The organism is Streptomyces sp. NPDC014801, assembly GCF_043082085.1.
Lineage (GTDB): Bacteria > Actinomycetota > Actinomycetes > Streptomycetales > Streptomycetaceae > Streptomyces.
The window spans coordinates 216,519-242,903 of the sequence record NZ_JBIBXG010000007.1 but is presented as its reverse complement, the minus strand read 5'-3'; the positions used below and the strand labels follow the sequence as shown (position 1 = coordinate 242,903).

The 26,385-nt window shown below is 67.4% G+C and carries 38 protein-coding genes; 36 read left to right on the top strand and 2 right to left on the bottom strand.

The window, feature by feature from the left end:
- The first annotated feature begins 205 nt into the window (after positions 1 to 205).
- From rpsL to ACF1AL_RS18630, 5 genes are all read left to right on the top strand, one after another.
- Positions 206 to 577: a 30S ribosomal protein S12 gene (gene rpsL, locus ACF1AL_RS18650; protein ID WP_003948652.1), complete on the top strand. Its 372-nt coding sequence runs from the start codon at positions 206 to 208 to the stop codon at positions 575 to 577.
- 2 nt (positions 578 to 579) lie between these two features.
- Entirely contained in the window at positions 580 to 1,050 is a 471-nt protein-coding gene (gene rpsG, locus ACF1AL_RS18645) for a 30S ribosomal protein S7 (protein WP_003998848.1), read from the top strand.
- A 39-nt stretch (positions 1,051 to 1,089) separates the two neighbouring features.
- The gene (fusA, locus tag ACF1AL_RS18640; RefSeq protein ID WP_391780506.1) at positions 1,090 to 3,216 is read left to right on the top strand and encodes an elongation factor G; all 2,127 of its coding nucleotides are present in this window, start codon (positions 1,090 to 1,092) and stop codon (positions 3,214 to 3,216) included.
- Positions 3,217 to 3,372: 156 nt separating this feature from the next.
- On the top strand, positions 3,373 to 4,566 hold the full coding sequence (gene tuf, locus ACF1AL_RS18635) for an elongation factor Tu (protein WP_391704135.1): 1,194 nt from the start codon (positions 3,373 to 3,375) through the stop codon (positions 4,564 to 4,566).
- Positions 4,567 to 4,935: 369 nt separating this feature from the next.
- Positions 4,936 to 7,566, top strand: coding sequence for a peptidoglycan recognition protein (locus ACF1AL_RS18630; protein WP_391704132.1), 2,631 nt, complete (start codon positions 4,936 to 4,938; stop codon positions 7,564 to 7,566).
- A gap of 142 nt (positions 7,567 to 7,708) precedes the next feature.
- On the opposite strand, the gene ACF1AL_RS18625 is transcribed toward ACF1AL_RS18630, so the two are convergent.
- The gene (locus tag ACF1AL_RS18625) at positions 7,709 to 8,284 is read right to left on the bottom strand and encodes a hypothetical protein (RefSeq protein WP_391826539.1); all 576 of its coding nucleotides are present in this window, start codon (positions 8,282 to 8,284) and stop codon (positions 7,709 to 7,711) included.
- 181 nt (positions 8,285 to 8,465) lie between these two features.
- On the opposite strand from ACF1AL_RS18625, the gene ACF1AL_RS18620 reads away from it, so the two are divergent.
- Positions 8,466 to 8,984 carry an SMI1/KNR4 family protein gene (locus ACF1AL_RS18620; RefSeq protein WP_391826537.1) on the top strand — a complete coding sequence of 173 codons (519 nt, stop codon included), beginning with the start codon at positions 8,466 to 8,468 and terminating at the stop codon, positions 8,982 to 8,984.
- A gap of 389 nt (positions 8,985 to 9,373) precedes the next feature.
- Here the strand turns inward: ACF1AL_RS18620 and ACF1AL_RS18615 are convergent, their stop codons facing one another.
- Positions 9,374 to 9,961 carry an ATP-binding protein gene (locus tag ACF1AL_RS18615; protein WP_386420216.1) on the bottom strand — a complete coding sequence of 196 codons (588 nt, stop codon included), beginning with the start codon at positions 9,959 to 9,961 and terminating at the stop codon, positions 9,374 to 9,376.
- A gap of 167 nt (positions 9,962 to 10,128) precedes the next feature.
- Here ACF1AL_RS18615 and ACF1AL_RS18610 point away from each other — a divergent pair, with 167 nt between their 5' ends.
- From ACF1AL_RS18610 to rpsK, 30 genes are all read left to right on the top strand, one after another.
- On the top strand, positions 10,129 to 11,004 hold the full coding sequence (locus tag ACF1AL_RS18610) for a helix-turn-helix domain-containing protein (protein WP_391660063.1): 876 nt from the start codon (positions 10,129 to 10,131) through the stop codon (positions 11,002 to 11,004).
- Positions 11,001 to 11,210: a DUF397 domain-containing protein gene (locus ACF1AL_RS18605; protein WP_391826534.1), complete on the top strand. Its 210-nt coding sequence runs from the start codon at positions 11,001 to 11,003 to the stop codon at positions 11,208 to 11,210. Before ACF1AL_RS18610 ends, ACF1AL_RS18605 begins: the two co-directional genes overlap by 4 nt.
- Positions 11,211 to 11,789: 579 nt before the next feature.
- Complete coding sequence (rpsJ, locus tag ACF1AL_RS18600) at positions 11,790 to 12,098, top strand: 30S ribosomal protein S10 (RefSeq protein WP_003948644.1); 309 nt, start codon at positions 11,790 to 11,792, stop codon at positions 12,096 to 12,098.
- A 16-nt stretch (positions 12,099 to 12,114) separates the two neighbouring features.
- Positions 12,115 to 12,759 (top strand): 50S ribosomal protein L3, encoded by a 645-nt coding sequence (gene rplC, locus ACF1AL_RS18595; protein ID WP_103781446.1) that lies wholly within the window; start codon positions 12,115 to 12,117, stop codon positions 12,757 to 12,759.
- A gap of 8 nt (positions 12,760 to 12,767) precedes the next feature.
- A complete protein-coding gene (rplD, locus tag ACF1AL_RS18590; RefSeq protein WP_366841130.1) occupies positions 12,768 to 13,418 on the top strand; it encodes a 50S ribosomal protein L4 in 651 nt (216 codons plus the stop codon).
- Positions 13,418 to 13,837 carry a 50S ribosomal protein L23 gene (gene rplW / locus ACF1AL_RS18585; RefSeq protein ID WP_366841129.1) on the top strand — a complete coding sequence of 140 codons (420 nt, stop codon included), beginning with the start codon at positions 13,418 to 13,420 and terminating at the stop codon, positions 13,835 to 13,837. Before rplD ends, rplW begins: the two co-directional genes overlap by 1 nt.
- Before the next feature lie 38 nt (positions 13,838 to 13,875).
- Positions 13,876 to 14,712 (top strand): 50S ribosomal protein L2, encoded by an 837-nt coding sequence (gene rplB, locus ACF1AL_RS18580; protein ID WP_366841128.1) that lies wholly within the window; start codon positions 13,876 to 13,878, stop codon positions 14,710 to 14,712.
- Positions 14,713 to 14,724: 12 nt separating this feature from the next.
- Entirely contained in the window at positions 14,725 to 15,006 is a 282-nt protein-coding gene (rpsS, locus tag ACF1AL_RS18575; protein ID WP_137303156.1) for a 30S ribosomal protein S19, read from the top strand.
- Positions 15,007 to 15,049: 43 nt separating this feature from the next.
- The gene (gene rplV, locus ACF1AL_RS18570) at positions 15,050 to 15,397 is read left to right on the top strand and encodes a 50S ribosomal protein L22 (RefSeq protein ID WP_366841127.1); all 348 of its coding nucleotides are present in this window, start codon (positions 15,050 to 15,052) and stop codon (positions 15,395 to 15,397) included.
- The gene (gene rpsC, locus ACF1AL_RS18565; protein ID WP_014674374.1) at positions 15,397 to 16,218 is read left to right on the top strand and encodes a 30S ribosomal protein S3; all 822 of its coding nucleotides are present in this window, start codon (positions 15,397 to 15,399) and stop codon (positions 16,216 to 16,218) included. Before rplV ends, rpsC begins: the two co-directional genes overlap by 1 nt.
- Before the next feature lie 5 nt (positions 16,219 to 16,223).
- The gene (rplP, locus tag ACF1AL_RS18560) at positions 16,224 to 16,643 is read left to right on the top strand and encodes a 50S ribosomal protein L16 (RefSeq protein WP_029380975.1); all 420 of its coding nucleotides are present in this window, start codon (positions 16,224 to 16,226) and stop codon (positions 16,641 to 16,643) included.
- Positions 16,643 to 16,867, top strand: a complete 225-nt coding sequence (rpmC, locus tag ACF1AL_RS18555; RefSeq protein WP_007494763.1) for a 50S ribosomal protein L29 — start codon at positions 16,643 to 16,645, stop codon at positions 16,865 to 16,867. The genes rplP and rpmC overlap by 1 nt, the downstream gene beginning before the upstream one ends.
- On the top strand, positions 16,864 to 17,151 hold the full coding sequence (gene rpsQ / locus ACF1AL_RS18550; RefSeq protein ID WP_028420769.1) for a 30S ribosomal protein S17: 288 nt from the start codon (positions 16,864 to 16,866) through the stop codon (positions 17,149 to 17,151). The genes rpmC and rpsQ overlap by 4 nt, the downstream gene beginning before the upstream one ends.
- A 106-nt stretch (positions 17,152 to 17,257) precedes the next feature.
- On the top strand, positions 17,258 to 17,626 hold the full coding sequence (gene rplN / locus ACF1AL_RS18545; protein ID WP_003998823.1) for a 50S ribosomal protein L14: 369 nt from the start codon (positions 17,258 to 17,260) through the stop codon (positions 17,624 to 17,626).
- A 2-nt stretch (positions 17,627 to 17,628) separates the two neighbouring features.
- A complete protein-coding gene (rplX, locus tag ACF1AL_RS18540) occupies positions 17,629 to 17,952 on the top strand; it encodes a 50S ribosomal protein L24 (RefSeq protein WP_366841126.1) in 324 nt (107 codons plus the stop codon).
- Positions 17,952 to 18,509, top strand: coding sequence for a 50S ribosomal protein L5 (gene rplE, locus ACF1AL_RS18535; RefSeq protein WP_366841125.1), 558 nt, complete (start codon positions 17,952 to 17,954; stop codon positions 18,507 to 18,509). Before rplX ends, rplE begins: the two co-directional genes overlap by 1 nt.
- A 5-nt stretch (positions 18,510 to 18,514) precedes the next feature.
- Positions 18,515 to 18,700: a type Z 30S ribosomal protein S14 gene (locus ACF1AL_RS18530; RefSeq protein WP_391826685.1), complete on the top strand. Its 186-nt coding sequence runs from the start codon at positions 18,515 to 18,517 to the stop codon at positions 18,698 to 18,700.
- A 209-nt stretch (positions 18,701 to 18,909) separates the two neighbouring features.
- Positions 18,910 to 19,308: a 30S ribosomal protein S8 gene (gene rpsH, locus ACF1AL_RS18525; protein WP_103781452.1), complete on the top strand. Its 399-nt coding sequence runs from the start codon at positions 18,910 to 18,912 to the stop codon at positions 19,306 to 19,308.
- A gap of 24 nt (positions 19,309 to 19,332) precedes the next feature.
- Complete coding sequence (rplF, locus tag ACF1AL_RS18520) at positions 19,333 to 19,872, top strand: 50S ribosomal protein L6 (RefSeq protein WP_366841124.1); 540 nt, start codon at positions 19,333 to 19,335, stop codon at positions 19,870 to 19,872.
- A 3-nt stretch (positions 19,873 to 19,875) separates the two neighbouring features.
- Positions 19,876 to 20,259, top strand: a complete 384-nt coding sequence (gene rplR, locus ACF1AL_RS18515) for a 50S ribosomal protein L18 (RefSeq protein WP_366841123.1) — start codon at positions 19,876 to 19,878, stop codon at positions 20,257 to 20,259.
- 37 nt (positions 20,260 to 20,296) lie between these two features.
- A complete protein-coding gene (rpsE, locus tag ACF1AL_RS18510) occupies positions 20,297 to 20,902 on the top strand; it encodes a 30S ribosomal protein S5 (protein ID WP_019753099.1) in 606 nt (201 codons plus the stop codon).
- Positions 20,903 to 20,904: 2 nt separating this feature from the next.
- A complete protein-coding gene (rpmD, locus tag ACF1AL_RS18505) occupies positions 20,905 to 21,087 on the top strand; it encodes a 50S ribosomal protein L30 (RefSeq protein WP_003998814.1) in 183 nt (60 codons plus the stop codon).
- 2 nt (positions 21,088 to 21,089) lie between these two features.
- Positions 21,090 to 21,545: a 50S ribosomal protein L15 gene (rplO, locus tag ACF1AL_RS18500; protein WP_030601181.1), complete on the top strand. Its 456-nt coding sequence runs from the start codon at positions 21,090 to 21,092 to the stop codon at positions 21,543 to 21,545.
- A gap of 172 nt (positions 21,546 to 21,717) precedes the next feature.
- Positions 21,718 to 23,031 (top strand): preprotein translocase subunit SecY, encoded by a 1,314-nt coding sequence (gene secY, locus ACF1AL_RS18495; RefSeq protein ID WP_366841122.1) that lies wholly within the window; start codon positions 21,718 to 21,720, stop codon positions 23,029 to 23,031.
- The gene (locus tag ACF1AL_RS18490) at positions 23,031 to 23,693 is read left to right on the top strand and encodes an adenylate kinase (RefSeq protein ID WP_366841121.1); all 663 of its coding nucleotides are present in this window, start codon (positions 23,031 to 23,033) and stop codon (positions 23,691 to 23,693) included. The genes secY and ACF1AL_RS18490 overlap by 1 nt, the downstream gene beginning before the upstream one ends.
- A gap of 100 nt (positions 23,694 to 23,793) precedes the next feature.
- The gene (map, locus tag ACF1AL_RS18485) at positions 23,794 to 24,630 is read left to right on the top strand and encodes a type I methionyl aminopeptidase (RefSeq protein ID WP_391780500.1); all 837 of its coding nucleotides are present in this window, start codon (positions 23,794 to 23,796) and stop codon (positions 24,628 to 24,630) included.
- A gap of 207 nt (positions 24,631 to 24,837) precedes the next feature.
- Complete coding sequence (gene infA / locus ACF1AL_RS18480) at positions 24,838 to 25,059, top strand: translation initiation factor IF-1 (RefSeq protein WP_003948620.1); 222 nt, start codon at positions 24,838 to 24,840, stop codon at positions 25,057 to 25,059.
- A gap of 60 nt (positions 25,060 to 25,119) precedes the next feature.
- The gene (rpmJ, locus tag ACF1AL_RS18475; RefSeq protein WP_004984509.1) at positions 25,120 to 25,233 is read left to right on the top strand and encodes a 50S ribosomal protein L36; all 114 of its coding nucleotides are present in this window, start codon (positions 25,120 to 25,122) and stop codon (positions 25,231 to 25,233) included.
- Between the two features lie 205 nt (positions 25,234 to 25,438).
- Positions 25,439 to 25,819 carry a 30S ribosomal protein S13 gene (gene rpsM, locus ACF1AL_RS18470; protein WP_208899296.1) on the top strand — a complete coding sequence of 127 codons (381 nt, stop codon included), beginning with the start codon at positions 25,439 to 25,441 and terminating at the stop codon, positions 25,817 to 25,819.
- Between the two features lie 65 nt (positions 25,820 to 25,884).
- Positions 25,885 to 26,289, top strand: coding sequence for a 30S ribosomal protein S11 (gene rpsK, locus ACF1AL_RS18465; protein ID WP_003956432.1), 405 nt, complete (start codon positions 25,885 to 25,887; stop codon positions 26,287 to 26,289).
- The last annotated feature ends 96 nt before the right edge of the window (positions 26,290 to 26,385 follow it).

Sequence of the window (26,385 nt, the reverse complement as noted above, 5' to 3'; positions counted from 1 at the left end):
GTAGGTACGCTCAGACCTTGTGCCTGGGGTGTGCCTTGGCTCTCCTGCGTGCCTTCAACCGCATCGGGAGCTGTGACCGGCCACCGTAATCTGCGCCTCTTTCTGCCGCTCGGCAGGAGCTCGCACGATTCGACACACCCGACCGCGTGGGTCGGCGACGTTCCAGGTTAGCTGTACCCATCGGCACACAGAAACCGGAGAAGTAGTGCCTACGATCCAGCAGCTGGTCCGTAAGGGCCGGCAGGACAAGGTCGAGAAGAACAAGACGCCCGCACTCGAGGGTTCCCCTCAGCGTCGTGGCGTCTGCACGCGTGTGTTCACGACCACCCCGAAGAAGCCGAACTCGGCCCTCCGTAAGGTCGCGCGTGTGCGTCTGACCAGCGGCATCGAGGTCACGGCCTACATTCCGGGTGAGGGACACAACCTGCAGGAGCACTCCATCGTGCTCGTGCGCGGCGGCCGTGTGAAGGACCTGCCGGGTGTTCGCTACAAGATCATCCGCGGCTCGCTCGACACCCAGGGTGTCAAGAACCGCAAGCAGGCTCGCAGCCGTTACGGCGCCAAGAAGGAGAAGTAAGAATGCCTCGTAAGGGCCCCGCCCCGAAGCGCCCGGTCATCATCGACCCGGTCTACGGTTCTCCTCTGGTGACCTCCCTGATCAACAAGGTGCTGCTGAACGGCAAGCGCTCCACCGCCGAGCGCATCGTCTACGGCGCCATGGAGGGCCTGCGCGAGAAGACCGGCAACGACCCGGTCATCACGCTCAAGCGCGCTCTGGAGAACATCAAGCCGACCCTCGAGGTCAAGTCCCGCCGTGTCGGTGGCGCCACCTACCAGGTCCCGGTCGAGGTCAAGCCGGGTCGCGCCAACACGCTGGCGCTGCGCTGGCTCGTCGGTTACTCCCGCGCCCGTCGCGAGAAGACCATGACCGAGCGTCTGCTCAACGAGCTGCTCGACGCCTCCAACGGCCTCGGTGCGGCCGTGAAGAAGCGCGAGGACACCCACAAGATGGCCGAGTCCAACAAGGCCTTCGCGCACTACCGCTGGTAGTCGCTACCCACATCGAGACCGAGAGAAGACTGAAGCCTTATGGCTACCACTTCACTTGACCTGGCCAAGGTGCGCAACATCGGCATCATGGCCCACATCGACGCGGGCAAGACGACCACCACCGAGCGGATCCTGTTCTACACCGGTGTGTCCTACAAGATCGGTGAGGTCCACGACGGCGCTGCCACCATGGACTGGATGGAGCAGGAGCAGGAGCGTGGCATCACGATCACCTCTGCTGCCACCACCTGTCACTGGTCGCTGGACGACGTCGACCACACCATCAACATCATCGACACCCCGGGCCACGTCGACTTCACCGTCGAGGTGGAGCGTTCCCTGCGTGTGCTCGACGGTGCCGTGACGGTGTTCGACGGTGTCGCCGGCGTTGAGCCGCAGTCCGAGACGGTGTGGCGTCAGGCGGACCGCTACGGCGTTCCGCGTATCTGCTTCGTCAACAAGCTCGACCGCACGGGCGCCGAGTTCCACCGCTGCGTGGACATGATCTCGGACCGCCTGGGCGCGCAGCCGATCGTCATGCAGCTCCCGATCGGTGCCGAGGCCGACTTCAAGGGCGTCGTGGACCTGGTCCGCATGAAGGCGCTCGTGTGGTCCGCCGAGGCCACCAAGGGCGAGATGTACGACGTCGTCGACATCCCGGACACGCACACCGAGGCTGCCGAGGAGTACCGCGGCAAGCTGCTCGAGGCCGTGGCCGAGAACGACGAAGAGATCATGGAGCTGTACCTGGAGGGCCAGGAGCCCACCGAGGACCAGCTGTACGCCGCGATCCGTCGTATCACCATCGCGTCCGGCAAGGGCACCGGCACCACCGTGACCCCGGTGTTCTGCGGTACCGCGTTCAAGAACAAGGGCGTCCAGCCCCTGCTCGACGCGGTCGTGCGCTACCTGCCCTCCCCCGTTGACATCGAGGCCATCGAGGGCCACGCCGTCAACGACCCGGAGGAGGTCGTGCGCCGCAAGCCGTCCGAGGACGAGCCGCTGTCGGCCCTCGCGTTCAAGATCATGAGCGACCCGCACCTGGGCAAGCTCACCTTCGTCCGGGTCTACTCGGGCCGCCTGGAGTCCGGCACCTCGGTGCTGAACTCCGTCAAGGGCAAGAAGGAGCGCATCGGCAAGATCTACCGCATGCACGCGAACAAGCGTGAGGAGATCGACTCGGTGGGCGCCGGCGACATCGTCGCCGTCATGGGCCTGAAGCAGACCACCACCGGTGAGACGCTCTGCGACGAGAAGAACCCGGTGATCCTGGAGTCCATGGACTTCCCGGCGCCGGTCATCGAGGTCGCGATCGAGCCCAAGTCCAAGGGTGACCAGGAGAAGCTGGGTGTCGCCATCCAGCGTCTCGCGGAGGAGGACCCCTCCTTCCAGGTGCACACCAACGAGGAGACCGGCCAGACCGTCATCGGCGGTATGGGCGAGCTTCACCTCGAGGTGCTCGTCGACCGCATGAAGCGTGAGTTCAAGGTCGAGGCCAACGTCGGCAAGCCGCAGGTGGCCTACCGCGAGACGATCCGCAAGGCCGTCGAGCGCGTCGACTACACGCACAAGAAGCAGACCGGTGGTACCGGTCAGTTCGCCAAGGTGCAGATCGGCATCGAGCCCCTCGAGGGCGGCGACGTCTCGTACGAGTTCGTGAACAAGGTCACCGGTGGCCGTATCCCGAAGGAGTACATCCCTTCGGTGGACGCCGGCTGCCAGGAGGCCATGCAGTTCGGCATCCTCGCGGGCTACGAGATGACCGGTGTCCGCGTGATCCTGCACGACGGTGCGTACCACGAGGTCGACTCCTCCGAACTCGCGTTCAAGATCGCCGGTTCGCAGGCCTTCAAGGAGGCCGCGCGCAAGGCCAGCCCCGTGCTGCTCGAGCCGATGATGGCCGTCGAGGTCACCACGCCCGAGGACTACATGGGTGAGGTCATCGGCGACATCAACTCCCGCCGTGGTCAGATCCAGGCCATGGAGGAGCGGGCCGGTGCCCGCGTCGTGAAGGGCCTCGTGCCCCTGTCGGAGATGTTCGGCTACGTCGGCGACCTCCGCAGCAAGACGTCGGGTCGCGCAAGCTACTCGATGCAGTTCGACTCCTACGCCGAGGTTCCGCGGAACGTCGCCGAGGAGATCATCGCGAAGGCCAAGGGCGAGTAACGCACCGCGTTTCCACGCCGTAGGCTTGACTCCGGAGCCTCAAGGGGCAAATTCCCGCAATCGCGGGGTTTGCCCCGGGTTCCGGGCCTTTACAGCAAAGATCACCTGGCGCCGATGAAGTAAGGCGTACCAGAACCACTCCACAGGAGGACCCCAGTGGCGAAGGCGAAGTTCGAGCGGACTAAGCCGCACGTCAACATCGGCACCATCGGTCACATCGACCACGGTAAGACGACCCTCACGGCCGCCATTACCAAGGTGCTGCACGACGCGTACCCGGAGCTGAACGAGGCGACCCCGTTCGACAACATCGACAAGGCGCCCGAGGAGCGTCAGCGCGGTATCACCATCTCCATCGCGCACGTCGAGTACCAGACCGAGGCGCGTCACTACGCCCACGTCGACTGCCCGGGTCACGCGGACTACATCAAGAACATGATCACGGGTGCGGCGCAGATGGACGGCGCCATCCTCGTGGTCGCCGCCACCGACGGCCCGATGCCGCAGACCAAGGAGCACGTGCTCCTGGCCCGCCAGGTCGGCGTTCCGTACATCGTGGTCGCCCTGAACAAGGCCGACATGGTGGACGACGAGGAGATCATGGAGCTCGTCGAGCTCGAGGTCCGTGAGCTCCTCTCCGAGTACGAGTTCCCGGGCGACGACCTGCCGGTCGTCCGCGTCTCCGCGCTGAAGGCGCTGGAGGGTGACTCGCAGTGGACGCAGTCCGTCCTCGACCTGATGAAGGCCGTCGACGAGTCCATCCCGGAGCCCGAGCGTGACGTCGACAAGCCGTTCCTCATGCCGATCGAGGACGTCTTCACGATCACCGGTCGCGGTACGGTCGTCACCGGCCGTATCGAGCGTGGTGTCCTGAAGGTCAACGAGACCGTCGACATCATCGGCATCAAGACCGAGAAGACCACCACCACGGTCACCGGCATCGAGATGTTCCGCAAGCTGCTCGACGAGGGCCAGGCCGGTGAGAACGTCGGTCTGCTGCTCCGCGGCATCAAGCGCGAGGACGTCGAGCGCGGCCAGGTCATCATCAAGCCGGGTTCGGTCACCCCGCACACCGAGTTCGAGGCCCAGGCCTACATCCTGTCGAAGGACGAGGGTGGTCGCCACACCCCGTTCTTCAACAACTACCGCCCGCAGTTCTACTTCCGTACCACGGACGTGACCGGCGTCGTGCACCTCCCCGAGGGCACCGAGATGGTCATGCCGGGCGACAACACCGAGATGCGCGTCGAGCTGATCCAGCCCGTCGCCATGGAGGAGGGCCTGAAGTTCGCCATCCGTGAGGGTGGCCGGACCGTCGGCGCCGGCCAGGTCACCAAGATCGTCAAGTAAGTTCCGCTTGCTTGAGGGTCCAGTGACCCGGTAGCTCCACCGCGAGCTCCCCAAGGGGCCCGCACGACTTCGGTCGTGCGGGCCCCTTGTCGTGTCTCGGGACGCCCTTGTCGCGTCCCCGGATGCGCTTGACGTGTTCCCGGACGCCCTCTCGCCGGCCGCGGTCCCCGTGCCCGTGCCCGCGCCCGGCCGCCGGGGCGTCCCTCCCGTCACCTGCGTCTCTGTGGTTTCTGTAGCCCCGCCGGAAAGCGCTCCCACCCCACCCGGTAGAGTTCCGCCACTCATTCGTGTCATGTCCATCTAGGGCTCCGCCAGGGGCCATTCAGGGGTGGGAACAACTTGAGATCGGGACGTCGAGCACGTCGCACCGTGGCCCGTCGCGCACGCCGGACGGCCGCCGGGACCGCTCTCGGCATCGCCGCGATCCTGGGCATCCAGTCGATCGCGAACGGCGCCGTCTTCGGCAGCGAGAACAACCAGGCCCGTCAGCCCAGCGTCTACAGCGCGCGAGGGGAGGAGCACGGGCCCGTCCGCACCGCGGTGCACAAGCTCGCCCTGACCGACAAGGGCCACGGCGAGGCCGTGCTGTCGCAGCGCACCACCGACCGCTTCGGTCTGCTGGGCGTGTCCTGGACGGACCCCAAGGCGAAGATCCAGGGCACCATCCAGGCCCGCGCCCGCAACGCCGAGACCGGCGAGTGGACCGCCTGGACGGACCTCACGCCGTACCCGGGGCTGATGGACGGCGCCCGGCCCGGCGCCCGCGGCTCCACCGAGCCGCTGTGGGTGGGCGCCTCCGACGGCGCCGAGGTCCGCATCACCGACGGCGCCCGCGACGGCAAGCTGCCGGCCGGCCTGCGCCTGGACTTGGTCGACCCGGGCACCGACAAGAACGCCGGGACCTCCGGGAAGGTGAGCGCCGAACCCGCGGCCTTCGTCCAGGAGACGCCTCCGACGACGCCCGGCCCGGCCTCCACGGCCCCGCAGCCGACGATCGTCTCGCGTGCCGGGTGGGGCGCGGACGAGAGCATCAGCCCGGAGGAGCCGGGCTACCTGCCGAACGGCAACACGATCCGCGCCGCGTTCGTGCACCACACCGCGGACGCCACGCCGTACGACTGCTCCGAGTCCGCGGCGATCATCCGGGGCATCTACACGTACCACGTGAAGACGAACGGCTGGAAGGACATCGGCTACAACTTCCTGGTCGACAAGTGCGGCACCCTGTTCGAGGGCCGCAAGGGCGGCATCGACCAGCCGGTGTACGGGGCTCACACCTACGGGTGGAACTCCCAGTCGACGTCCGTGGCCTTCCTCGGCGACTACAACAAGGTGAGCCCCTCGGACGCGTCGCTGGTCGCCGCGTCGCGGCTCATCGCGTACAAGCTGGGCCAGTACGGCGTCGACCCGGCCGGCAAGGCCACGCTGACCTCCGGCGCCACGCAGAAGAACTACTTCGGCACGTCGTACACCCTGGGCCAGGACTACACGTTCAACGCCGTGTCCGGGCACCGCGACGGTTACGCCACGGAGTGCCCCGGCGACCTGCTCTACGGCCAGCTGGGCACCATCCGCAGCTACGCGAGCGGCACGGTCCAGAACCTCGCCATCACCTCCCTCGGCGGTGAGGCCACCAAGGCGGGCAGCGGCTACCAGACGCCCGGCCCGGCGACCGTCAACTGGTCGACGAGCACGCAGAACAACCTCATCTACAAGTTCGAGGTGCTGGTCGACGGCCAGGTCGCCACGTGGGGCTGGGGTCACGTGCGCAGCGCGTCGATCACGCTGTCCGGTTACGGCGACCACACGGTGGCCGTCCGCGCCACGCACACCTCCGGCAAGGTGACGACGTCGGCGCCGGTCACCGTGACCGTGCCCGGCCCGAAGACCTTCAAGCCGGTCACCCCGACCCGTCTGATGGACACCCGTTCCGGGCTGGGCGTGGCGAAGGCCAAGGTCGGCGCCGGCGGTGAGGTCGTCCTGCAGGTCACCGGGAACAGCGTGGTGCCGTCCTCCGGCGTCGGCGCGGTGGTCCTGAACGTGACGGCGACCAACCCGACGGCGACGAGCTTCGTCTCGGTCTACCCGAACGGCACCGACCGCACGTCGGCGTCGAACCTCAACTTCACGGCCGGCAAGACGATCCCCAACCTGGTGACCGTGCCGGTGATCGACGGCAAGGTGCGGTTCTACAACCACGCCGGCACCGTCGACCTGATCGCCGACGTGACCGGCTACTACGCGACCGACGCCAGCGGCTCGACCCACGTCAGCCACGGCCCGCTGCGGCTGATGGACACGCGCAACGGCACGGGCGTGCGGCAGGGCCCGGTGGGCGCGCAGGACGTGGTGACCCTCCCGGTCGCCGGCGTCCAGGGCGTCCCCGCCTCCGGCGTGACGGCCGTGGTCCTGAACGTGACGGCGACGAACCCGACCTCGTCGAGCTTCGTCTCGGTCTACCCCGACGGCACGACCCGCACCTCGGCGTCGAACCTCAACTTCGTCGCCGGCCAGACGATCCCCAACCTGGTGATCGTCCCGGTCGTCAACGGCAAGGTGAGCTTCTACAACCACGCCGGCTCGGTGGACCTCATCGCCGACATCACCGGCTACTTCACCTCCGGCACGGACGGTGCCTCGCACATCAACCTCGGCCCGAAGCGCCTGATGGACACGCGCAACGGCACGGGCGTGCGGCAGGGTCCGGTGGGCGCGCAGGGCGTCGTGACCCTCCCGGTCGCGGGCGTCGCCGGCGTCCCCGCGTCCGGTGTGACCGCGGTGGTGCTGAACGTGACGGCGACGAACCCGACCTCGTCGAGCTTCGTCTCGGTCTACCCCGACGGCACGACCCGCACCTCGGCGTCGAACCTGAACTTCACGTCGGGCCTGACGATCCCCAACCTGGTGATCGTCCCGGTCGTGAACGGCAAGGTGAGCTTCTACAACCACGCCGGCTCGGTGGACCTGATCGCGGACATCACGGGCTACTTCACGAAGTGACGTACCGCTAGCGGCAGTTGGCCCGCCTCCACCGCAGGGTGGGGGCGGGCCTTTCGTGTGTACCCCGAGTTCCGGGCGTACGGCGCGTACTCCGGCCCGGACGACCAGGGCCGGCTCCCGACGGGCGGCCGGACGCCGACGCCTAGGAGCCGGACGTGTCGGCGCCGACGTCGTCGTAGGCGCCCTCGTGGCGCATGCAGCCGCCGTCGGCGCGGACCGTGGGCTTGCCGGAGTACCAGTCGGGGCGCAGGGACAGGTCGATGCCGTCCTCGTCCGTGGTGCTGATGCCGGGGAGTCCGGCCCCGGGCTCGCCCTGCCGCGGCGCGGGGAGGTACTTCACGCTCAGCCCCTGCCCCTGCCAGGTGCGGCGCAGGTGGTCGACGGCGGCGCGGTAGGCGGCGGGGTCGGCGAAGTCCAGGTCCCAGCTGTAGAGCGGCTGGTCGCGGGTGACGTCACCGTCGTCGACGCCGAAGTCGTCCACGCAGGAGGTGCTGCTCTCCTCCTGCGCGAGCTCGTCCGGCCAGTGGCCCCCGAGGTCGGGCGCCGGGCTGAGCGCGAGGACCGTCCGCACGCCGGCTTCCTTGGTGGCGTCGACCCGCGCCCGGTAATCGGCCGCCGAGTGCACCCGCCCGCCCTCCATCGACGTACACCCGTACGCGCCGAGGGCGAGGGCAGCGACGAAGAGGGCGCCGAGGGCGGTCACGGTGCGGTAGGCCATGCCACCGATCCAAGCCGGGGGCGGCGGGGCCGGGTAAGGGAGGGATCACCCGTCTCCAGCCGCCGTCGCCTGAGTACGAGCACCTAGGTGATGGCACGATGAGGACCCGAACGATCGAGCGAGCGGGGGAGTCCCACGTCATGGTCTGCGTTCCGGTTCCTGAGCTCATGAGGCGGCGCGGATGACGGACCGCATGCTCCCGCCCGCCCTGGCGGAGGTGGCCCGCGTCGGCTTCGACTACGACGACGGAGAGGGCGTCGACTTCGAGCCCTACGACCTCTTCGACGCGGCCGAGGACACGACCGCCTGGCTGCGCCTGTGGACGGGCAACCCGGAGGCCGACGGCTCCGCCTTCCGCGTCTTCGGCAAGGACGGCGCGGGCGGCCTCGCGGCGATCTGGACGGTCCGGCCCGGGCTCCCGCCGGACGACCAGCCGGTGGTGTTCCTCGGCTCGGAGGGCGAGTGCGGGCTGGTGGCGGGGAACCTCTCCGACCTGCTGTGGGTACTGGCCGACGGCTTCGGCCCCCGCGAGGCCGCCCGGTACGAGGACGAGGAGCGGACCGCCCGTCCCCACGCGGCGTTCACGGCGATCGCCGAACGCTTTGCGACGACCCCACGCCGGCCGGCCAGGGAGATCGTCCTCGGCGCCCGTGCGGAGTTCCCGTCGTTCGAGGAAGACCTGGACGCGCTGTGCCGGTAGGAGTCGGACGCGGCGGTGAAGCTGCCGCGCAGACATACCTCGCGGCCGCCCGCATGCCCGAGGCATGGTGACCGTGCCGGCCGACTGGGAGACCGGGGAGGGCCTGCTCGGCCTCGACGACCCCGCCGAGGTGGACGCCGCGTTCGCGCGCGGTGCGCGGCATCTGGGTACGGCGGTGATCGGGCTCGCCCTCAACTGCCCGCTGGAGGACGCGGCACCGCGCATCCTCCGTGCCCTGCGACTGCCGGACGCCGGCCAGCGGGCCTACGCCTTCACCGCGGCGGGCACGGCGGCGCGGCTGAACCGCAGGCTGACGCCGGAGCTGTACGACGCCCTGCGCGCGGAGGGCCTGACCGGCGGTACCGCCGAGGACGCCATCCGGGACACCCTCACGTTCGTACCGTTCCGGGAGCTGCCGGGGTGGTTCCGTTGGTGCCGGGTGCGGCTGGGCGTGCGGGACCGGGCGGAGGGCTGGTGGTTGCGAGCGGTGGACGCCGGGAGAGACGTCGGCCGTCATGCCGCTGCGGTGGCCCGGCGGGCTTCGACCCGCTTCCCGCCGTGACCTCCGCCCAGACGGTCTTGCGCGGGAACCGTTCCTCCCGCACACCCCACCGCTCAGCCAGCGCCTCCACGAGGAGCAGCCCGCGCCCGGACTCGGCGGCTTCGCCGGGGTGCCGGATCTCCGGGAACCGTTCACCGCGGGTGTCGGTCACCTCGATGCGGAGCGTGGCGCCGACCAGGTACAGCGTCAGGCGGAAGGTGCGGCCCGGCACGCGGCCGTGGGTGGCGGCGTTCGCGGCCAGCTCGGCCACGAGGAGGTCCGCGGGCTCGACCGGCAGCCCCCAGCGGCGCAACTGCGCCTCCGTGAGCAGCCGGGCGAGGCGGGCACCGCGCGGGGTGGACGACAGCAGAACGCTGAAGTGGGGGACGGGCGAAGCGAGTTCGGCGGCCCGCCCCTCGGCGATTTCCTGATTCACGTCACTCAGCGTGGCCGTATCCGCCTACCGTGGTGAGTGATCAGACGGTTGCGTACGGTCACTGTCCGGCGCTTGTCCGGTGCTGTCCTGGCTGTCCGCGCGGTTTGCAGGGGTAGGGCGCCGACGTACGGCGCGGGACGACGGACGGGTGCGACGGAGGGGCGCGGATGTCGGTGGACGGCGAGGCGGTACGGCTCAAGAGCGAGGCGGACGAGCCGGGTTGGGAGGTCGACCCGGACGACGAGTGGGGCGTGGCCGTCATCACCACGGTGGGGCGCCAGCTGAAACTGCGGCGCGAGGCGGCCGGACTGCGCGCCGGTGACTTCGGCAGGGCCGTCGGCTACAGCGAGGACATGGTCTACAAGATCGAGGGCGGCAAACGCATCCCCCGCCAGGACTACCTCAACGCGGCCGACGAGATCCTGAACGCCGGCGGCCTGCTCGCGGCGGCCTGGGAGGACGTGAAGAAGGTCCGCTACCCGAAGAAGGTCCGGGAGCTGGCCAAGCTGGAGGCCCAGGCGGTGGAGATCGGGGTGTACGAGTGCAACATCATCGCCGGGCTGCTGCAGACGCCGGATCACGCCCGGGCCGTGATCAGCGCGGCCCAGCCACCGTACTCACCGGACGACGTCGAACGCATGGTGGCGGCGCGGCTGGCACGGCAGTCGGTGTTCGAGCGGGACCCGGCGCCGGCTCTCAGCTTCGTCCTGGAAGAGGGAGCTCTTAGGCGTCCTATCGGCGGCACAATGGTCTGGCGCCGCCAGCTCGAACGACTGTTGGAGGTAGGCCGGTTGCACAACGTCGTACTGCAGGTGATGCCGATGAACTGCGATACGCACTCGGGCCTGGATGGTCGGATCGAGCTGCTGAAGTTCGCAGACGGCACGGCGGTGGGCCGGTCCGACGGGGCGTTCAACGGACGACCGACGCACGACCCGAAACACCTGCGCATCCTGGAGCTGCGGTATGGCACGATCCGGGCTCAGGCGCTCTCGCCCGGGGAGTCGCTGGCCTTCGTCGAAAAACTGCTGGGAGAGACATGATCCGCAAGACCACCGCTGGGGACGCCCCCGAGCTGGCGTGGTTCAAGAGCAGCTACAGCGGCGGTAACGACGGTAACTCCTGCGTCGAGATCGCCCACACTCCCGGCACGGTCCACGTCCGCGACTCCAAGCACACGCAGGGCCCCCGCCTCGCCCTCCCGGCAACGGCCTGGGCGGCCTTCGTCACGTACGCGTCCCGCCGCTGACCACGGACGACATCAGAGGGACGCCTCGCCCGCTCGCCTTCGTATATGTGGCGTGTCGCACATCTGGCCCGATGATGAGTGCTCGGTCCGGCGCCCCGGAGTGGGGAAGGGTCGCTCACAGGGCCTCTGACCTGCCCTGGGAGGCGCTGCTCCGGCCCCGGAGGCCCGTCCGGGTTTGACCTCTGTCACCCCCGGGGTAATCTCTTCGGCTCGATTGGCATCCGGCCTGCCCCATATGGCAGACTGTCGGAGTTGCTCGGTCGAGTGTTGATGCTGCGCGCCTCCCGCCGGGAGGACCGGAAGCGAGTCCCACAGTACTCGTCAACCCCATGTGGGTTGGAAGTACGGGAATCTTCCGGGAAGCGTGAGCGCGATACCGGCCAGGCACCCGGTGGGCCCGAGGTCCCCGGTCCGCGGTTCCGGAAGGGCCGTCGCATTCCCCCGCAGGGATGTTCGAACAAGGGACATCTGTGTCAGCGGGAGCGCGACACGCCCGACCGCGTGGGTCGGAGGAGCGAAGGTCGCACAAGAAGAACACCGGGTTCCAGAGCGTTAGAGAGACAGGACTACTGAGTAGCCATGGCGGGACAGAAGATCCGCATCCGGCTCAAGGCCTACGACCACGAGGTCATCGACTCTTCGGCGAAGAAGATCGTCGAGACGGTGACCCGTACCGGTGCGTCGGTCGCGGGCCCGGTGCCGCTGCCCACTGAGAAGAACGTGTACTGCGTCATCAAGTCGCCGCACAAGTACAAGGACTCGCGCGAGCACTTCGAGATGCGCACGCACAAGCGCCTGATCGACATCCTCGACCCGACCCCCAAGACCGTTGACTCTCTGATGCGACTCGACCTGCCGGCCGGTGTCGACATCGAGATCAAGCTCTGAGGCTGGTGGGCTGAGAATGGCTAAGCAGATCAAGGGCATCCTGGGCGAGAAGCTCGGCATGACGCAGGTGTGGGACGAGAACAACCGTGTTGTTCCGGTCACCGTCGTCAAGGCCGGCCCCAACGTCGTGACCCAGGTTCGTACCAACGACGTCGACGGCTACGAGTCGGTCCAGATCGCCTTCGGCGAGATCGACCCGCGCAAGGTGAACAAGCCCCTCAAGGGTCACTTCGCGAAGGCCGACGTCACCCCCCGTCGCCACCTCGTCGAGATCCGCACCGCGGACGCCTCCGAGTACACGCTGGGCCAGGAGATCACCGCTGAGGTGTTCGAGGCCGGCGTGAAGGTCGACGTCACCGGCAAGAGCAAGGGCAAGGGCTTCGCCGGTGTCATGAAGCGTCACAACTTCGGTGGCCTCGGCGCCGGTCACGGCACCCAGCGCAAGCACCGCTCGCCCGGTTCCATCGGTGGCTGCGCCACCCCGGGCCGTGTGTTCAAGGGCCTCCGCATGGCGGGTCGCATGGGCAACGAGCGGGTCACCACCCAGAACCTGACCGTCCACGCCGTTGACGCGGAGAAGGGTCTGCTGCTCATCAAGGGCGCGGTTCCCGGTCCGAACGGCGGCCTCGTCCTGGTCCGCACCGCGGCCAAGGGGGCCTGAGGTAACCGATGAGCACTGTTGACATCCTTTCGCCGGCGGGCGAGAAGGCCGGTTCCGTCGAGCTCCCCGCGGAGATCTTCGACGCCAAGGTCAGCGTCCCGCTGATCCACCAGGTCGTCGTCGCGCAGCTGGCCGCTGCCCGCCAGGGCACGCACAAGACCAAGACGCGTGGCGAGGTCCGTGGTGGTGGCAAGAAGCCGTACCGCCAGAAGGGCACCGGTCGCGCCCGCCAGGGTTCGACCCGCGCGCCGCAGTTCGCCGGTGGTGGCGTCGTGCACGGTCCCGTGCCGCGTGACTACTCGCAGCGGACCCCCAAGAAGATGAAGGCCGCCGCCCTGCGCGGTGCCCTCACCGACCGGGCGCGTCACAACCGCATCCACGTCGTCTCCGGCGTGGTCGAGGGTGCGATCTCCACCAAGGCCGCCAAGAGCCTGTTCGGCAAGATCTCGGAGCGCAAGAACCTGCTCCTGGTCGTCGAGCGCTCCGACGAGGCCGCGTGGCTGTCCGCCCGCAACCTGCCCCAGGTCCACATCCTGGAGCCGGGCCAGCTGAACACGTACGACGTTCTCGTCTCGGACGACGTGGTCTTCACCCAGGCCGCTTTCGAGTCCTTCGTCGCCGGCCCGAAGGCCAACGACACCGAAGGGAGCGAGGTCTGATGGCGATCCGTCACCCCTCCATCGCCTCGAAGGCCGCCAAGGCGGCCAAGGAAGCGCGCGTCAAGAAGGCGCGTCGCCACGCCGCCGAGGGCAAGAACACCGTCGAGACCCCGCTGAGCAAGTCGTTCACGGACCCCCGTGACGTCCTGCTCAAGCCGGTTGTCTCCGAGAAGAGCTACGCGCTCCTCGACGAGAACAAGTACACGTTCATCGTCGACCCGCGCTCGAACAAGACCCAGATCAAGCAGGCCGTCGAGACGGTCTTCGAGGTCAAGGTCACCGGGGTCAACACGATCAACCGCATCGGCAAGCGCAAGCGCACCCGCACCGGGTTCGGCCAGCGTGCCGCCACCAAGCGGGCCATCGTGACCCTCGCCGAGGGCGACCGTATCGACATCTTCGGCGGTCCGACCGCGTAAGCGGTCAGGATCGTCCGATATCGGACGAGGACTGAGAAATGGGTATCCGCAAGTACAAGCCGACGACTCCTGGCCGTCGTGGCGCCAGCGTCGCCGACTTCGTCGAGGTCACGCGGTCCACGCCGGAGAAGTCGCTGGTCCGCCCTCTGCACAGCAAGGGCGGCCGTAACAACGCCGGTCGTGTGACCGTCCGCCACCAGGGTGGTGGCCACAAGCGCGCCTACCGCGTGATCGACTTCCGTCGTCACGACAAGGACGGCGTGCCGGCGAAGGTCGCGCACATCGAGTACGACCCGAACCGCACCGCGCGCATCGCGCTCCTGCACTACGCGGACGGCGAGAAGCGCTACATCCTGGCCCCCCGTGGGCTGAACCAGGGCGACCGGATCGAGAACGGCCCCGGCGCCGACATCAAGCCCGGCAACAACCTGGCGCTGCGCAACATCCCGGTCGGTACGACGATCCACTCCGTGGAGCTTCGTCCCGGCGGCGGCGCCAAGTTCGCCCGCTCCGCCGGTGCCTCCGTGCAGCTGCTCGCGAAGGAGGGCTCGATGGCCCACCTCCGCATGCCCTCCGGTGAGATCCGCCTGGTCGACCAGCGCTGCCGCGCCACGGTCGGCGAGGTCGGCAACGCCGAGCAGAGCAACATCAACTGGGGCAAGGCCGGCCGCAAGCGCTGGCTGGGCGTCCGCCCGACCGTTCGCGGTGTGGCGATGAACCCGGTTGACCACCCCCACGGTGGTGGTGAGGGCAAGACCTCCGGTGGTCGCCACCCGGTCAGCCCCTGGGGTCAGAAGGAAGGTCGTACTCGTTCTCCCAAGAAGGCGAGCAACAAGTACATCGTCCGCCGCCGCAAGACGAACAAGAAGCGCTAAGGACGGGTTGAGATGCCTCGTAGCTTGAAGAAGGGGCCCTTCGTCGACGACCACCTGATCAAGAAGGTGGACGCCCAGAACGAAGCCGGAACCAAGAACGTCATCAAGACCTGGTCCCGCCGCTCGATGATCATCCCGGCCATGCTGGGTCACACCATCGCGGTGCACAACGGCAAGACCCACATCCCGGTGTTCGTCACCGAGTCGATGGTCGGCCACAAGCTCGGCGAGTTCTCGCCGACGCGCACCTTCCGGGGTCACGTCAAGGAAGACCGGAAGTCGAAGCGCCGCTAGTAGCGGATCGCATTCAGACACGTAAGTAACTGAAGGGACAACCATGGAAGCCAGGGCCCAGGCGCGGTACATCCGCGTCACGCCCATGAAGGCCCGCCGCGTGGTGGACCTCATCCGTGGCATGGACGCCACGGAGGCCCAGGCCGTCCTGCGATTCGCTCCGCAGGCCGCCTCGGTGCCGGTGGGCAAGGTGCTGGACAGCGCCATCGCCAACGCCGCGCACAACTACGACCACACCGACCCGTCGACGCTGTTCGTCTCCGAGGCGTTCGTCGACGAAGGCCCGACCCTGAAGCGGTTCCGTCCGCGTGCCCAGGGCCGTGCCTACCGGATCCGCAAGCGGACCAGCCACATCACCGTGGTCGTCAGCAGCAAGGAAGGAACCCGGTAATGGGCCAGAAGGTAAACCCGCACGGGTTCCGGCTCGGTGTCACGACCGACTTCAAGTCGCGTTGGTACGCCGACAAGCTGTACAAGGACTACGTCAAGGAAGACGTCGCCATCCGTCGGATGATGACGTCCGGCATGGAGCGCGCCGGCATCTCCAAGGTGGAGATCGAGCGCACCCGTGACCGTGTGCGTGTGGACATCCACACCGCTCGTCCGGGCATCGTCATCGGCCGCCGTGGCGCCGAGGCCGACCGCATCCGCGGTGACCTCGAGAAGCTCACGGGCAAGCAGGTCCAGCTGAACATCCTCGAGGTCAAGAACCCCGAGACCGACGCTCAGCTGGTTGCCCAGGCCGTTGCCGAGCAGCTCTCCTCCCGCGTCTCCTTCCGCCGCGCCATGCGTAAGAGCATGCAGTCGGCGATGAAGGCCGGCGCCAAGGGCATCAAGATCCAGTGCGGTGGCCGCCTCGGCGGCGCCGAGATGTCCCGCTCGGAGTTCTACCGCGAGGGCCGCGTGCCCCTGCACACGCTCCGCGCGAACGTGGACTACGGCTTCTTCGAGGCCAAGACGACCTTCGGCCGCATCGGCGTGAAGGTCTGGATCTACAAGGGCGATGTCAAGAACATCGCCGAGGTCCGCGCCGAGAACGCTGCGGCCCGTGCGGGTAACCGCCCGGCCCGTGGTGGTGCCGACCGCCCGGCCCGTGGTGGCCGTGGTGGCGAGCGGCGCGGTCGCAAGCCGCAGCAGGCTGCCGGCGCCGAGGCCCCCAAGGCCGAGGCTCCCGCCGCCGCTCCGGCTGAGAGCACCGGAACGGAGGCCTGACCGTCATGCTGATCCCCCGTAGGGTCAAGCACCGCAAGCAGCACCACCCGAAGCGCAACGGCATGTCCAAGGGTGGGACGCAGGTTGCGTTCGGCGAGTACGGCATCCAGGCGCTGACCCCGGCGTACGTCACGAACCGCCAGATCGAGGCGGCTCGTATCGCCATGACCCGCCACATCAAGCGTGGCGGCAAGGTCTGGATCAACATCTACCCGGACCGCCCGCTGACGAAGAAGCCGGCCGAGACCCGCATGGGTTCCGGTAAGGGTTCTCCCGAGTGGTGGGTGGCCAACGTCAAGCCCGGACGCGTCATGTTCGAGCTGTCGTACCCCAACGAGAAGATCGCCCGTGAGGCGCTGACCCGTGCGGCCCACAAGCTGCCGATGAAGTGCCGGATCGTCAAGCGCGAGGCAGGTGAAGCGTGATGTCGGCCGGTACCAAGGCGTCCGAGCTGCGCGAGCTGGGCAACGAGGAGCTTCTGGCGAAGCTCCGCGAGGCCAAGGAAGAGCTGTTCAACCTCCGCTTCCAGGCGGCGACCGGTCAGCTCGAGAACCACGGTCGGCTCAAGGCCGTCCGTAAGGACATCGCGCGGATCTACACCCTGATGCGCGAGCGCGAGCTGGGCATCGAAACGGTGGAGAACGCATGAGCGAGAACAACGTGACTGAGCAGAACACCGAGGCGCGCGGCTTCCGCAAGACCCGTGAGGGTTACGTCGTCAGCGACAAGATGGACAAGACCGTCGTCGTCGCCGTCGAGGACCGCGTCAAGCACGCGCTGTACGGCAAGGTCATCCGCCGTACGAACAAGCTCAAGGCGCACGACGAGCAGAACGCCGCGGGTGTCGGCGACCGCGTCCTCCTGATGGAGACCCGGCCGCTGTCCGCGACCAAGCGCTGGCGCGTCGTCGAGATCCTCGAGAAGGCCAAGTAATCCCTCGTAGGGGGACCCCCTACGCATCGTTCCGCCAGGCTCGGCAGGGGCCGACCTCAGTGAGGGAAGCCCCTGCCGGGAACCGGCAGACATCCAGGAGATAGACGTGATCCAGCAGGAGTCGCGACTGCGTGTCGCCGACAACACTGGTGCGAAGGAGATCCTTTGCATCCGTGTGCTCGGTGGCTCCGGTCGCCGCTACGCGGGCATCGGTGACGTCATCGTCGCCACCGTCAAGGACGCGATCCCCGGTGGCAACGTGAAGAAGGGTGACGTCGTCAAGGCGGTCATCGTTCGCACCGTCAAGGAGCGCCGCCGTCCGGACGGCTCGTACATCCGCTTCGACGAGAACGCCGCCGTCATTCTGAAGAACGACGGCGACCCTCGCGGCACCCGCATCTTCGGCCCGGTCGGGCGTGAGCTGCGCGAGAAGAAGTTCATGAAGATCATCTCGCTGGCTCCGGAGGTGCTGTAAGCATGAAGATCAAGAAGGGCGACCTGGTCCAGGTCATCACCGGCAAGGACAAGGGCAAGCAGGGCAAGGTCATTGCCGCTTACCCGCGCGAGGAGCGTGTCCTGGTCGAGGGTGTCAACCGGGTCAAGAAGCACACGAAGGCCGGCCCCACGGCCGGCGGTTCGCAGGCCGGCGGCATCGTGACCACCGAGGCCCCCATCCACGTCAGCAACGTCATGCTGGTCGTGGAGAAGGACGGCCAGAAGGTCCCGACCCGCGTCGGTTACCGCTTCGACGACGAGGGCAACAAGATCCGCGTTGCCAAGCGGACGGGTGAGGACATCTGATGACGACCACCGTGACTCCGCGTCTCAAGACGAAGTACCGCGAGGAGATCATCGGCAAGCTGCGTGACGAGTTCAAGTACGAGAACGTCATGCAGGTTCCGGGCCTCGTCAAGATCGTGGTCAACATGGGTGTGGGCGACGCCGCCCGCGACTCCAAGCTGATCGACGGCGCCGTGCGCGACCTCACCACGATCACCGGTCAGAAGCCGGCCGTCACCAAGGCCCGCAAGTCCATCGCGCAGTTCAAGCTGCGTGAGGGTCAGCCGATCGGTGCCCACGTCACGCTCCGTGGCGACCGCATGTGGGAGTTCCTGGACCGCACCCTGTCGCTCGCGCTGCCGCGCATCCGCGACTTCCGCGGCCTGTCCCCCAAGCAGTTCGACGGCCGTGGCAACTACACCTTCGGTCTCACGGAGCAGGTCATGTTCCACGAGATCGACCAGGACAAGATCGACCGTGTCCGGGGTATGGACATCACCGTGGTCACCACGGCGACCAACGACGAAGAGGGCCGCGCGCTCCTCCGTCACCTCGGCTTCCCGTTCAAGGAGGCGTGAGCGAGATGGCGAAGAAGGCTCTCATCGCGAAGGCTGCTCGCAAGCCCAAGTTCGGTGTGCGTGGCTACACCCGTTGCCAGCGCTGCGGCCGTCCGTACTCCGTGTACCGCAAGTTCGGCCTCTGCCGCGTGTGCCTTCGTGAGATGGCTCACCGTGGCGAGCTGCCGGGCGTGACCAAGAGCTCCTGGTAATCCCCTAGTTAGGGATACCTGGACCTCTCGGTAAGCAACCGGGACGGCAGGGGCCCTCCCCGCCATGCCTTAGGCTGGGAGGGTTGGGCCTCTGCCGCCCGCACGACTTACTACGCCGTAGGTCCCCGCACCGCACCCGTCCCGTCCATGTACGGGGAGAGGGATGGCGCATATAGGAAACCCCGGCGAGAAAGGCCACAGGCCAATTCATGACCATGACTGATCCGATCGCAGACATGCTGACGCGTCTGCGTAACGCGAACTCGGCATACCACGACTCGGTGTCGATGCCGCACTCCAAGATCAAGTCTCACATCGCGGAGATCCTCCAGCAGGAGGGCTTCATCACGGGCTGGCGCGTCGAGGACGCCGAGGTCGGCAAGAACCTCGTGCTCGACCTGAAGTTCGGCCCGAACCGTGAGCGCTCCATCGCGGGCATCAAGCGGATCTCGAAGCCTGGCCTCCGGGTTTACGCGAAGTCCACCAACCTGCCGAAGGTGCTCGGCGGCCTCGGCGTGGCGATCATCTCCACGTCCCACGGTCTGCTCACCGACAAGCAGGCGCAGAAGAAGGGCGTGGGTGGGGAAGTCCTCGCCTACGTCTGGTAACGGAAGGGAACGGAGGAAACAGCTATGTCGCGTATCGGCAAGCTCCCCATCCCGGTTCCCGCCGGCGTGGACGTCACCATCGACGGCCGTACGGTCAAGGTCAAGGGCCCCAAGGGCGAGCTGACCCACACCGTCGTCGCGCCGATCGAGATCGCTAAGGGCGAGGACGGCACCCTGCAGGTGACCCGCCCGAACGACGAGCGGCAGAGCAAGGCCCTGCACGGCCTGTCCCGCACGCTGGTGGCGAACATGATCACCGGTGTGACCCAGGGATACGTCAAGAAGCTCGAGATCAGCGGTGTCGGTTACCGAGTGACCGCCAAGGGCTCGAACCTCGAGTTCGCGCTCGGCTACAGCCACCCGATCACCGTCGAGGCCCCCGAGGGGATCACCTTCAAGGTGGAGACCCCGACCCGTTTCTCGGTCGAGGGCATCGACAAGCAGAAGGTCGGCGAGGTTGCGGCCAACATCCGCAAGCTGCGCAAGCCCGACCCGTACAAGGCCAAGGGCGTCAAGTACGAGGGCGAAGTCATCCGCCGCAAGGTCGGAAAGGCGGGTAAGTAAGCCATGGCATACGGGCAGAAGATCCTCAAGGGCGACGCTTACAAGCGTGCTGCTATCAAGCGCCGTCACCTTCGGATCCGCAAGAAGGTCTCCGGTACCGCGGAGCGTCCCCGCCTGGTCGTGACCCGCTCCAACCGCCACATCGTGGCGCAGGTGATCGACGACCTCAAGGGCCACACCCTGGCGTCGGCGTCCACCCTGGACAGCTCGATCCGCGGTGCTGAGGGCGACAAGTCCGCCCAGGCCAAGCAGGTCGGCGCCCTGGTCGCCGAGCGTGCCAAGGCCGCCGGTGTCGAGGCTGTCGTGTTCGACCGTGGTGGCAACCAGTACGCCGGGCGCATCGCCGCCCTGGCGGACGCCGCCCGCGAGGCCGGGCTCAAGTTCTGAGCCGCCGTAGCTAGCGGAAAAAGAGAGAGGTAATCCAATGGCTGGACCCCAGCGCCGCGGAAGCGGTGCCGGTGGCGGCGAGCGGCGGGACCGGAAGGGCCGTGACGGCGGCGCTGCTGCCGCCGAGAAGACCGCGTACGTCGAGCGCGTCGTCGCGATCAACCGTGTCGCCAAGGTTGTGAAGGGTGGTCGTCGCTTCAGCTTCACCGCGCTGGTCGTGGTGGGCGACGGTGACGGCACCGTGGGTGTCGGTTACGGCAAGGCCAAGGAGGTGCCGGCCGCCATCGCCAAGGGCGTTGAGGAGGCCAAGAAGCACTTCTTCAAGGTCCCGCGTATCCAGGGCACCATCCCGCACCCCATCCAGGGTGAGAAGGCTGCCGGCGTCGTGCTGCTCAAGCCCGCGTCCCCCGGTACCGGTGTTATCGCCGGTGGTCCGGTGCGCGCCGTGCTCGAGTGCGCCGGTATCCACGACGTGCTGTCGAAGTCGCTCGGCTCCGACAACGCGATCAACATCGTGCACGCGACCGTGGAGGCCCTGAAGGGTCTGCAGCGTCCCGAGGAGATCGCGGCCCGCCGTGGTCTGCCGCTCGAGGACGTCGCTCCCGCGGCTCTGCTGCGTGCGCGTGCCGGGGCGGGTGCGTAATCATGGCGCAGCTCAAGATCACGCAGGTCAAGTCCTACATCGGCAGCAAGCAGAACCACCGTGACACCCTGCGGTCGCTTGGTCTCAAGGGGATCAACACCGTGGTCGTCAAGGAGGACCGCCCCGAGTTCCGCGGCATGGTGCACACCGTCCGCCACCTCGTGACGGTCGAGGAGGTCGACTGATCATGGCGGAGAACAACCCGCTCAAGATCCACAACCTCCGTCCCGCCCCGGGCGCCAAGACCGCCAAGACCCGTGTCGGTCGTGGTGAGGCGTCGAAGGGTAAGACGGCCGGTCGTGGTACCAAGGGCACCAAGGCCCGCTACCAGGTTCCGGAGCGCTTCGAGGGTGGCCAGATGCCGCTCCACATGCGCCTCCCGAAGCTGAAGGGCTTCAAGAACCCGTTCAAGACCGAGTACCAGGTCGTGAACCTCGACAAGCTGGCCGCGCTGTACCCCGAGGGTGGCGAGGTCACCGTCGAGTCGCTGGTGGCCAAGGGTGCCGTTCGCAAGAACAGCCTCGTCAAGGTCCTCGGCCAGGGCGAGATCTCCGTGGCGCTGCAGGTGACGGTCGACGCCGTCTCCGGCTCCGCCAAGGAGAAGATCACCGCCGCCGGCGGTACGGTCACCGAGCTCGTCTGAGCCCGATGACGTAACACGTCAACCGGGGATACCCCACAATTGGGGTATCCCCGGTTGGTCGTTCCTAGGGGAGCAGTCAGGCCGGTAAGGTAGCCTGCACTGTTCTTTTTCGTATTCGTCGAACCTCAAGACCGCCCTTCGACGCAGTTGCGCGGGGGTCGCAGGAGGCACCGTGCTCACCGCGTTCGCCCGGGCGTTCAGGACGCCCGACCTGCGCAAGAAGCTGCTCTTCACGCTCGGCATCATCGTGGTCTACCGGGTCGGTACCCACATCCCCATCCCGGGCGTGGACTACAAGTCCGTCCAGCAGTGCGTGGACGAGGCGTCCGGCAACCAGGGCCTCTTCGGTCTGGTCAACATGTTCAGCGGCGGTGCGCTGCTGCAGATCACCGTCTTCGCGCTGGGCATCATGCCGTACATCACGGCGAGCATCATCCTGCAGCTGCTGACCGTGGTGATCCCGCGCCTGGAGGCCCTCAAGAAGGAGGGTCAGGCCGGCACGGCCAAGATCACGCAGTACACGCGCTATCTGACCATCGCCCTGGCGGTGCTGCAGGGCACCGGCCTGGTGGCCACCGCCCGCTCCGGCGCGCTGTTCAACGGCTGCACCGTGGCCTCGCAGATCGTGCCCGACCGGGCGATCTTCACCACCATCACCATGGTCATCTGCATGACCGCCGGTACGGCCGTCGTCATGTGGCTCGGTGAGCTCATCACCGACCGCGGCATCGGCAACGGCATGTCGATCCTGATGTTCATCTCGATCGCCGCGACCTTCCCGTCCGCCCTGTGGTCCATCAAGAAGTCCGGCAACCTGGCCGGCGGCTGGATCGAGTTCGGCACGGTCATCCTGGTCGGCCTGGTCATGGTCGGACTCGTGGTCTTCGTGGAGCAGGCCCAGCGCCGCATCCCCGTCCAGTACGCGAAGCGGATGATCGGCCGCCGCTCCTACGGCGGCACGTCCACGTACATCCCGCTCAAGGTGAACCAGGCGGGTGTGATCCCCGTCATCTTCGCCTCGTCGCTGCTCTACATTCCGGCGCTGATCGCTCAGTTCGCCGGGGGGAACTCGGGGTGGAAGACCTGGGTTCAGCAGAACCTGGTGAAGGGCGACCACCCGATTTACATCACTCTGTACTTCTTGCTCATCGTTTTCTTCGCGTTCTTCTACGTGGCGATCTCCTTCAACCCCGAGGAAGTCGCCGACAACATGAAGAAGTATGGTGGCTTCATCCCGGGCATCCGGGCTGGCCGACCGACCGCTGAGTACCTCTCCTACGTGCTCAACCGGATCACCTGGCCGGGTTCGCTGTACTTGGGACTGATCGCTCTCGTGCCGACGATGGCGTTGGTGGGCTTCGGGGCAAGCCAGAACTTCCCGTTCGGCGGGACCAGCATCCTGATCATCGTGGGTGTGGGTCTCGAGACGGTGAAGCAGATCGAGAGCCAGCTCCAGCAGCGCAATTACGAAGGGTTCCTCCGCTGATGCGAATCGTCCTCGTCGGGCCGCCGGGTGCCGGAAAGGGTACGCAGGCCACGCGCCTTGCCGAGCGCCTGCGCGTTCCGCACATCTCCACGGGCGACCTGTTCCGCGCCAACATCAGCCGGCAGACGGAGCTCGGGAAGCTCGCGAAGTCCTACATGGACGCCGGTAACCTCGTCCCCGACGAGGTCACCATCGCGATGGCGAAGGACCGCATGGAGCAGCCGGACGCCGAGAACGGCTTCCTGCTGGACGGTTTCCCGCGCAACGTCTCGCAGGCCGAGGCGCTGGACGAGCTGCTGAACACCGAGAACATCAAGCTGGACGCCGTGCTCGACCTCGAAGCCCCCGAGGACGAGGTCGTCAAGCGCATCGCCGGCCGTCGCATCTGCCGCAACGACTCGGCGCACGTCTTCCACGTGACGTACAAGAAGCCCGCCAAGGAAGGCGTCTGCGACGTCTGCGGCGGCGAGCTGTACCAGCGGGACGACGACACCGAGGAGACGGTGCGCACGCGGCTGGAGGTCTACCACACGCAGACCGAGCCGATCATCGACTACTACAAGTCCCAGGGCCTGGTCGTGACGATCTCGGCCATGGGCGAGGTGGACGAGGTCACGCAGCGGGCGCTCGGTGCGCTGAAGCGTGAGGACGACGGCCAGTAGCCGTCGGTCCGCAGCCGGCCGTGGCGCCCTGGGGGGCGTCACGGCCGTACTGTTGTGTTGGTAACCGGTTGACGTGAGTGACGGAGAGCGCAGGCCCCCCATGGTGCAGATCAAGACGCCCGAGCAGATCGCGAAGATGCGTGCGGCGGGTCTGGTCGTCGCCGCCATCCACCAGGCCACCCGCGAGGCGGCGGTGCCGGGCGCCACGACCAAGGACCTGGACGAGGTCGCGCGCAAGGTGCTCGCCGAGCACGGCGCCAAGCCGAACTTCCTCGGTTACGGCGGCTTCCCCGCGACCATCTGCACGTCCGTCAACGAGGTCGTCGTCCACGGCATCCCCTCGGACGACGTCGTCCTCAAGGACGGCGACATCATCTCCATCGACTGCGGCGCGATCGTCGACGGCTGGCACGGCGACGCCGCGTACACCGCGTTCGTGGGTTCCGGTCACGCCCCGGAGCTGATCGAGCTGTCCCGGGTGACCGAAGAGTCCATGTGGGCCGGCATCGCCGCGATGAAGGCGGGCAACCGTCTCGTCGACATCTCCCGCGCCATCGAGACGTACATCCGCCGCCAGCCCAAGCCCGGCGGCGGCCGCTACGGCATCATCGAGGACTACGGCGGCCACGGCATCGGCACCGAGATGCACATGGACCCGCACCTGCTGAACTACGTCGAGAAGCGCCGCGGCAAGGGCCCCAAGCTGGTGCCCGGCTTCTGCCTGGCGATCGAGCCGATGGTCTCCCTCGGCACGCCGAAGACCGAGGTGCTCTCCGACGACTGGACGGTCATCACGACCGACGGCACCTGGTCCTCCCACTGGGAGCACTCCGTCGCCCTGACGGAAGAGGGCCCCTTGGTCCTGACGGCCCCCGACGGCGGCAAGGCCAAGCTCGCCGAGTACGGCATCACGGCGGCCCCGGACCCGCTGGCCTGAGCTGCGGCGCAGGATCGGGCGGAACTGCCGGACGGAGTTCCGCCCCTCCTGCATGACGATCTCCCTCGTAGGGCAGACTTCCTCGTTTCGCCTTTTCGGGTGTGCTGACGTAGACTGACTCGTCGGCTCTTGTGCACCCGCATGTCCGCATGCTCACGAACGGTGCGCGCCGGAGTCGATCAAGGTAGTCGATTCGAAGGGCGAAGCGTGGCCAAGAAGCAAGGTGCCATCGAGATCGAGGGCACTGTCGTCGAGTCTCTGCCGAACGCCATGTTCAAGGTCGAGCTCCAGAACGGCCACCAGGTCCTGGCACACATCAGCGGCAAGATGCGTATGCACTACATCCGCATCCTCCCTGACGACCGGGTCGTGGTGGAGCTTTCTCCGTACGACCTGACGCGTGGCCGGATCGTCTACCGGTACAAGTAGATCTTGCCCGCGCCCCGGGCCCGCCCGGAGCGATGGCACTGACCCGGAGAACCTCACCCCATGAAGGTCAAGCCGAGCGTCAAGAAGATCTGCGACAAGTGCAGGGTGATCCGCCGTCACGGCCGGGTCATGATCATTTGCGAGAACCCGCGCCACAAGCAGCGCCAGGGCTGATCGCACCCGATCGAACCCTCTGCACCTCTATCGCAGAGTTTTCGCGCGACGCGAGCTGAACTATGTACATACGCAGGACCCAGGCCCCCGCGCGAGCGTTCGCCTGACACCCCCGGTTCGGAGGCCGGGGACCCAGTTCGTACCTGATACGGCGGCTGGGAACCGGTCCTGCGGAAGACCTCCGAAGATCACCAGGAGCCATTGAATGGCACGCGTTTCCGGTGTCGACATCCCGCGCGACAAGCGCGTGGAGGTCGCCCTCACCTACGTGTTCGGCATCGGCCGGACCCTCTCGAAGGAGACGCTGGCTGCGACCGGCGTCGACCCGAACACCCGCGTCCGCGACCTCTCCGAGGAGCAGCTCGTCGCGATCCGCGAGTACGTCGACAACAACATCAAGACCGAGGGTGACCTCCGTCGCGAGATCCAGGCCGACATCCGCCGCAAGGTCGAGATCGGCTGCTACCAGGGTCTGCGTCACCGTCGCGGTCTGCCCGTCCGCGGTCAGCGCACCAGCACCAACGCTCGTACCCGCAAGGGCCCGCGTCGCGCCATCGCCGGCAAGAAGAAGCCGGGCAAGAAGTAGTCCGCAGCGGACATCTGTCCACGGTCTTCGCTGTAGGACCGACCACCTCCCGTAGGAGTTAGTAGATGCCCCCCAAGGGTCGTCAGGGCGCTGCCAAGAAGGTGCGCCGCAAGGAAAAGAAGAACGTCGCTCACGGCCACGCGCACATCAAGAGCACGTTCAACAACACGATCGTCTCCATCACGGACCCGTCCGGCAACGTGATCTCCTGGGCCTCCGCCGGCCACGTCGGCTTCAAGGGCTCCCGGAAGTCCACGCCGTTCGCCGCGCAGATGGCCGCCGAGTCGGCTGCCCGCCGCGCCCAGGAGCACGGCATGCGCAAGGTCGACGTGTTCGTGAAGGGCCCGGGTTCCGGTCGTGAGACCGCGATCCGCTCCCTGCAGGCCACGGGCCTCGAGGTCGGCTCCATCCAGGACGTCACCCCGACCCCGCACAACGGCTGCCGTCCGCCGAAGCGTCGTCGCGTCTGACCTCGCTTCCCCGGGCTGTTCGGGCGGTACGGCGCTGAAAAGGGCCGTGCCGCCCGTACCCTTGCAGTACCCGCGCTTGTCACCGGGTGCGGTTTC